The organism is Streptococcus castoreus DSM 17536 (genome assembly GCF_000425025.1).
Lineage (GTDB): Bacteria > Bacillota > Bacilli > Lactobacillales > Streptococcaceae > Streptococcus > Streptococcus castoreus.
This window is the reverse complement of the sequence record NZ_AUKZ01000039.1, coordinates 1-6,916: the sequence shown is the minus strand read 5'-3', so window position 1 is coordinate 6,916 and position 6,916 is coordinate 1. Positions and strand designations below refer to the sequence as shown.

The window sequence follows — 6,916 nt, the reverse complement described above, 5'->3', positions numbered from 1 at the left end:
TAGAATGCGGTTTGAAGGTATCCTTCTGGTAAACAGAAACCAAATTCAATCTCTTCATGATGCGACGAATCCGACGGCGAGACAAGTTGATTCCTTGTACTTCCAGACATTTTTTTATCTTCCTGGCTCCGTACCTAGACTTACTTTCGAGGAAGATAGATTTGATTTTTTCTCCAAGTTCTGCTTCAGGTACTGGCCTAACAGCTTTGTAGTAATAGCTAGAGCGAGGAATCTTCAACCAACGACACATATCTGAAATGCTGTATTTGTCCTTGTTAGCAGTGATTATTTTCCTTTTCGTGCCATAATCACTGCCGCTTGCTTTAGGATGTCTAATTGCATTTCGAGTTCTTTATTTCGTTTTCTGAGTTCTATCAACTCACGTTGTTCATCTGTCAGATTATCGACAGTTTTAAAGGAACCAGTTGTTCTTGCTTGTTTAACCCACTTATCGAAGGTTGAGGGCCTTAAATCATATTCTTTGATCAGTTCACTGCGTTTTCTACCTGCATTGTGCAAGTCAACGATTTGTTGTTTGAAGTCATCTGTGAAGTAACGGCGAATTTTTCTAGACATAGTTTTTCTCCTATTTTCTTTAGTGTAGAACACTTTATAAATTCTGTCTAGTTTAGTGTAACCTGTTCAGATAGTATCTATCCCAAACGATGTCGTTACTCCCATGAAGAGGGAGGGGAGATGGGTGATTTTGGCTGTCTCATTCGGAGCCTTCAAAAATCATTGACGACTCGAAGAAGGGAACATATCTTTTAGACATCATTATGGCAGTTATTAGCCATCAAATGAATAATTGGAACTAGATTTTCTGTACTAAGTTCCCTTTTCGATATTGAAAAACCATCGGCAAAGAATTAGCTAATCTACAACACTTACTAACTCAAGTTGTTTTGACAGATAATCTGCGATATATCCAATTTAATTAGCATCAGCGCCACGACTATCTAAAAAAACCAATCTCTCTTTGAGACTGGTGGTCATCTTTATTTAGCTGCTTGGTAACGTTCTGAAACTTTTTTCCAATTAATAATTTCAAAGAAAGCTTTGATATAATTTGGACGAACATTACGATAGTTTAGGTAATAAGCATGCTCCCAAACATCAAGCGCTAAAATTGGTTGTTTTCCTTCTGAAATTGGAGTATCTTGATTGGCTGTTGACATCACTTCAAGATGACCTTCTTTATTAACAACTAACCATGCCCAACCTGATCCAAAACGACTAGTTGCAGCAGCTATAAATTGCTCTTTAAAGGCATCAAATGACCCAAAAGCTTCATTAATGGCTTGGGCAACATCAGCAGTAACCTCTTGCTTTTCCGGAGATAATAATTCCCAGAAAAGTGCGTGGTTTAAGTGTCCACCACCATTATTAATCAACGCTTGACGAATATCCATTGGGATATTGTTAACATCTGCTAACAATTCTTCAAGATTTTCACCAATTTCTGGATGTTTCTCTAAAGCGGCATTAGCATTAGCAATATAAGTTGCATGATGTTTATCATGATGAAGCATCATTGTTTCGGTATCAAAATATGGTTCAAGAGCATCATACGCATATGGAAGTTTTGGTAAAATAATAGTCATTCTACATCCTCTTTTCCTTTATGATAGGTCTATCTTATCGCAAAAAATGAGAGCTTTCAACTAATTTGATTACTTCTTTAAAATAGTTACATGTTTACCTTTTTTGTTTTGTAACTAATTTTAAAAGAGCAATGTCAAACAAGTAATCCTTATCAGAAATGCCTGTTTTTATCTGATAATCCGCTTTAATCAATGTTTTAACTGCAAATTTAAGATAAGCAATTGACACCGTTCTTGAATCCTTGATAGCATACTTGATCTGATAAGGATTAACACGATACCCAAGGACATCTGATAAACTTGAAACGACTTGTTGCTCTGTTTTTCCAGCTTGTGTCAGAATAGCTATCTGTAAGAACAAGCGAAACTGGCTTAACATAATAGCAATCAACTTAATATCATCTTCGCCTGATAGTCGTAAATCACGTACCAAACCTCTAGCTGTGTCAACTTTTTCTTGTAAGATGAATCTCGTTAAATCAAAAATATTATCCTGTAAGCTTCTTGGAATTGCCTGTTCAACATCACCAAGATTAACATTACCAGTTTTCTTATAAGCTTTTAAAAATGCCATATTTTTCATGATTTGACTAAAATCATTATTTGATTTCATTAACAATTGATCAAAAGCTCTACTATCAAAACCTAAATTCAACTGATGGCTATATTTTTGAAAATAGGTTCTTAGTTCTGCTTCTTTTAACGGATTAGCCTCTAAAACAAGTGCATCTCGTCTTAGAAGCTTAACAAGACGACGCTTATTATCCAATTTCCCTGGAGCAAAAATGATCAAGCGAGTGCTTTCCAAAGGGTTTTCTAAATAAGCTTCAAAAGCCTTTAACTCTTTTTCCTTTAAAACATTTTTTTTATTAGTGGTAATATCTAATAACTGATCAAAAATAACAACCTTTTGATCAGCCAAAAAAGGCAGACTAAGTAAATCCATTTCCGCATCTTGATAAGTCGCTTCGGACATGTCAAAATAAGAATAGGTTAAATCCTCTTTATCAAAAGCAATTTGCTTCATTAAATAAGATTTTAACTGGCTGTATTGACCGACGTCTTCTCCTGTTACAAGCGTTATCAGTCCTAAATTCTGTTTACTAAGTTTATCAATCTTTTCTATCGCAATCATATTTTCATTATATCATCTTTTAGGTAAATAAGGAGTGTCTAACCCTGAATTGACATGAATAGAAAACCACTGCGTTTTCATACTTCTGTTCAACGACAGGTCTCAATATGCCATTTTGTCCAACCCGTTAATCGAACAGCACCTTGAATATCTGTTCGGTAGTAATTAATATTTCTTTCTTCCAAACGATTTAAAGTTTTCGGGTTAGGGTGTTTATAGCGATTATTTTTTCCTGCTGAAATAAAAGCTGTCTTGGGCTGAATATGATTTAAAAAAGCTTCACTTGAAGAGGTGTTTGAACCATGATGCCCCAATTTTAAATAATCCACTCTTAAGTTAGGATAACGTTTGATAATTTGATCTTCCCCCTCTTTTTCCAAATCCCCTGTAAAGAGAAAACGGCGATTTAATAACTTGCCATAAAGGACTAAAGAATCATTATTTTTCCCATCACCTGCTGTCCATGGATAAAGTACCTGTAACTCACTTCCCATAATAGACAACTTATCACCTGCATGTAAAACCCTAACCCGGCATTTTAACCTTTTTAAGCGTTGAACAAAATGAGAATTCGTCAAACTGCCTTGATTAATAAGAATCTCTTTCACCCGGATAGTCTTAGCCACAACCTCCATATCTCCCATATGATCTGAATCAGCATGTGTAATTAGTAATTGATCAATTTGACTAATCCCTCTACTTTTCAAATAGGGAATTAATGTTTTTTGAGCATTTGCCATCTGATGCCCCTTCTGCCAATTTTCTTTTCGAGAATATGTTGGTAAACCACCGACATCAATTAATAAAGTTCTTTGTTGCCAGTCTCTAATTAGAATACTATCACCTTGACCAATATCAACTATGGTGACTTCGTTACTAAGAGGGAATTTGATAGACAAGAAAGTTAGTAATAAAACTCCTGCACAAAGCAATACTTTTTTTCTAATTTTTCGATAATCATAGAGAATTGCAAGACTGAACAAAGCAATAAGTAATTGCCAAATAGTCGGACTTCCAAAGACAAATGACTGGCTAAAAACATTTCCTAAAAAATGTATTCCTCTCTCTAGGAAAATGAAAAGTTCATTACATATTGTCAATTTCAAAAAAGGAGATAGACAAAATACGGTACACAAAACAGGTAATATTAGAAGATCAAAAACATAAGACAAAAAAGTGGTTAAAATTACCGAAATAGGATTAAAACTCGAAAAATAAAAGAGTAAAATCGGCAAAATCCCTAAAGAAGTCGTTAAAGAAATAAGAAATTGTCGTTTTCTTTCAGAATAATTTTCAAAGGTCACTAATGTCAAAATAAATGCATAACTAAACGTCAAAACACCACCGATGGTCATTAAAAAATGGGCATCCCATAAAACCAGTAATAAAAAGGTACAAGCAAGGTTATCTAGTCCCTTTAGGTTACAATGCCGTAATTGTGATTGTAATAAACTCCTGATAACTGAAATACTATAGCTTGTCATAGCCCCGTAAAAAAGAGCAAAAGGAATTTCTAGCCATTTGATCCATTCTATTGGAATAGCCAAAATTATCAAAAATCTTCTAAAATAAGTTAAAAAGAAACCAACTTGCATGCCTGATAAAGCAAACAGGTGAATAATTCCCAGTTGGCTATAAAGGTCGGTCATCTGTCCGAAAGATTTATCTAAATAACCAAATAAAAGTCCTGTCATATAATGACTCATTGGTTTTGGAAAAGTTTGCTGACAAAAGACAATCGCCTGTCGCCTAAGAGAAGAGAAATAATCACCTATTGATTTAGGTGTTGAAACATTAATTTTTTCAAGTGACTCAAATTGTCCTACTCGATAGATTCCTTGATAAGCCAAATACGATTGATAGTTAAATCCCTTAAAATTACGGCGTCCTTCTGCTTTTTCTAAATTAATCGTCGAATGAATGGTTAAAAACCTATGCTCTTTCTGAAAAAAGCTGGCTTCCTCTTTTGTCTTTAAGCGGTAAAACAATTGATAATATTGCTTATTATAACGACCAATAAAAGCTAACTGGTCACCGTTAATTTTTATGCTATCAGGAATCAATTCAACCCAGGTTACCTGTAAGGGATGATTCTCTAATTGATTCCTTAAATTTGTTTTTTGAACGGTAAAAAGAAACGCAAAGAAAATTAAAATAGCTAAAGTTTTTCTAATTTGTTTTTTAGAAAAGCGTCTAATTAATAAAACAATCAGGCAAATACTAAGTAGAATAGTCACCCAACTAGGAGTATTGATTTGGTAATAAAGAACTAAAATTAAAAGAGCTAGTTGGATACTAGGGAGGGGAAAACATTTAGTCCACAGAGATCTCATTTTTTAATTTCTCGAGTATTTTTTCGCCAATACCAGTAACTTGACATAAATCTTCAAGACGCTTAAATCCTCCTAAACGATTTCTAACAGTGATAATATCTTGAGCTCTTTTGGAGCCAATTCCTGAGATTTTCTGCAAATCTTCTAGACTAGCCTTGTTGAGGTTAAGCTTTGAACGTTCTGCAGTGACTGAGGTGCCTTTCATTTTTGCTGAGGTAATTACTGACATGTCCTCACCCTGTTTAGCCACGTAAACAACTTGCTCGTCAACCAGTTTTTCTGCTAAATTGATAGCGTGTCTATCAGCTTCTTCTGTTAAACCACCAGCCATCTCAATCAAATCTCCTACGCGACTATTCGGAGATAATTGATACACCCCTTCCTTACGGACTGCACCTTTAAGATCAACTAAGAGACGATCTTCTTGCTTTGTTTTAGAATTAGAATAAGTTGTTTTTTCATAACTATCCTTACGCTTTGTTTGAGATATGTCACTTAACGAGATCGTTTCTGGTTTACTCCGCTTATTTGTCAAGAAAAAAAGGCTAAACCCCAGTAACATACAAAAACATAGCAAAAGACTTATGAAGCGTGGCAAAGAATAGTATTCTCTAAAAATTGTTCTTCCTTTATTCAAAAATTCTTCAATCATTTTCTCACCTCATCTATTTATTCGAAATTAATATCAAATAAATGGTGTTCTTTTCCATTTTTTACATTTAACTAAATTCCTCAAATTCTTTTTTCTAACTAAGTAAGCATTTTTAGCAGTTCACTATGCTAGCGGTTTTCTTTAAAAATTTTATAAAGTGTATTTATCCATTTCAAAGCCATTGGTGTTTGATAATTAATACCATGAATACGATATGGACATCAACTCTGAGCTTTTTCTGAGCTTCTAATGGTCAGAAATGACATGTCTCTTGATTGACAAACTCAACCTAAAAAGAATGAAAACAATAAGTGTTCTCTGTCACAGCGTTGTTATAAGGACAGCAGCCTGACTTAGGGAACATATAATATAAAAGGCTTCTAACACCTCGTTAATCAATTTAAAGACACCTGTGAATTAACGATAAGATTTTCTAGACATCATATTTCTCCATTTTCCTTTATGGCTTCAAGCTATAAGAAAACAGCAGGGACTAATTCCCTACTGTCTTAAAATATACTTTTTTGAAAAGCCTTGATGGGCTTGACAAATGGCAAATCGGCAATGTTCTAAGTATAATGAGAACTATGCTTGCCTTGTTTTCTCCGACTTACTTCCCATTTTTTCTACGTCTGATGCCTAACAGAAGAAGTAAGCCTGCGGATACTAATACTAAGCCCACATACATGGATAAATTTCCTTCATCTCCTGATTTTGGAAGATTATGTTTTGGAGTGCTTGGTTTATTTGGAATATCTTTGGTATTTGTAATGACAAAACCATTCTTAGCATCTCCTGTAACAGTTACTGTGTACCCAGATATTTTTTCTTCTTCAACAGTGTAAATGATTTCTTTTCCATCTTTATATTGCGGAAGATCTCCAAAAGTGTATTGCCAGTTGTTAGCTTTTGATAATTTCTGTGTAGCTATTTTCTTACCATCTGCATATAGGTTGACCGTAACACTATCTCCTGCTTCTCCAACCCATCTCTTAGTTACCGGTACAGATACCTTACCTGTAATTGTGTTAGTGATGGTAAAGCCGTCTTTAGCTGTTCCTGAGATACCTGTTGTGTAACCATCTACCTTAACTTCTGAAATAGTGTAGGTAATTTCATGACCATCTTTTTCATCATATTTTGGTAGGTCTTTAAAAGTGTGTTTCCAATCGGTGGCGGCTGTCAAGGTGAC

The 6,916-nt window shown here is 34.5% G+C and carries 5 protein-coding genes and 1 pseudogene; all 6 read right to left on the bottom strand.

From position 1 onward, the window contains the following. Positions 1–576: pseudogene (locus tag H346_RS10360) on the bottom strand (IS3 family transposase); the annotation flags it as partial. Between the two features lie 422 nt (positions 577–998). Further along, on the bottom strand, positions 999–1,604 hold the full coding sequence (gene sodA / locus H346_RS0107950; RefSeq protein WP_027970613.1) for a superoxide dismutase SodA: 606 nt from the start codon (positions 1,602–1,604) through the stop codon (positions 999–1,001). A gap of 94 nt (positions 1,605–1,698) precedes the next feature. Next, the gene (gene holA / locus H346_RS0107945; protein ID WP_027970612.1) at positions 1,699–2,739 is read right to left on the bottom strand and encodes a DNA polymerase III subunit delta; all 1,041 of its coding nucleotides are present in this window, start codon (positions 2,737–2,739) and stop codon (positions 1,699–1,701) included. Positions 2,740–2,828: 89 nt separating this feature from the next. Continuing rightward, a complete protein-coding gene (locus H346_RS0107940) occupies positions 2,829–5,072 on the bottom strand; it encodes a DNA internalization-related competence protein ComEC/Rec2 (RefSeq protein WP_027970611.1) in 2,244 nt (747 codons plus the stop codon). Beyond that, a complete protein-coding gene (locus H346_RS0107935; protein ID WP_027970610.1) occupies positions 5,053–5,724 on the bottom strand; it encodes a helix-hairpin-helix domain-containing protein in 672 nt (223 codons plus the stop codon). Before H346_RS0107935 ends, H346_RS0107940 begins: the two co-directional genes overlap by 20 nt. 610 nt (positions 5,725–6,334) lie before the next feature. Next, the coding region (locus tag H346_RS0107930; protein WP_027970609.1) for a Cna B-type domain-containing protein at positions 6,335–6,916 on the bottom strand (582 nt) is incomplete at its 5' end.

What these genes read in the sequence shown, in the direction of transcription:
- H346_RS0107935 (WP_027970610.1), bottom strand. Translation starts at nt 5,724, where the DNA reads ATGATTGAAGAATTTTTGAATAAAGGAAGAACAATTTTTAGAGAATAC.
- H346_RS0107940 (WP_027970611.1), bottom strand. Translation starts at nt 5,072, where the DNA reads ATGAGATCTCTGTGGACTAAATGTTTTCCCCTCCCTAGTATCCAACTA.
- sodA (WP_027970613.1), bottom strand. Translation starts at nt 1,604, where the DNA reads ATGACTATTATTTTACCAAAACTTCCATATGCGTATGATGCTCTTGAA.
- holA (WP_027970612.1), bottom strand. Translation starts at nt 2,739, where the DNA reads ATGATTGCGATAGAAAAGATTGATAAACTTAGTAAACAGAATTTAGGA.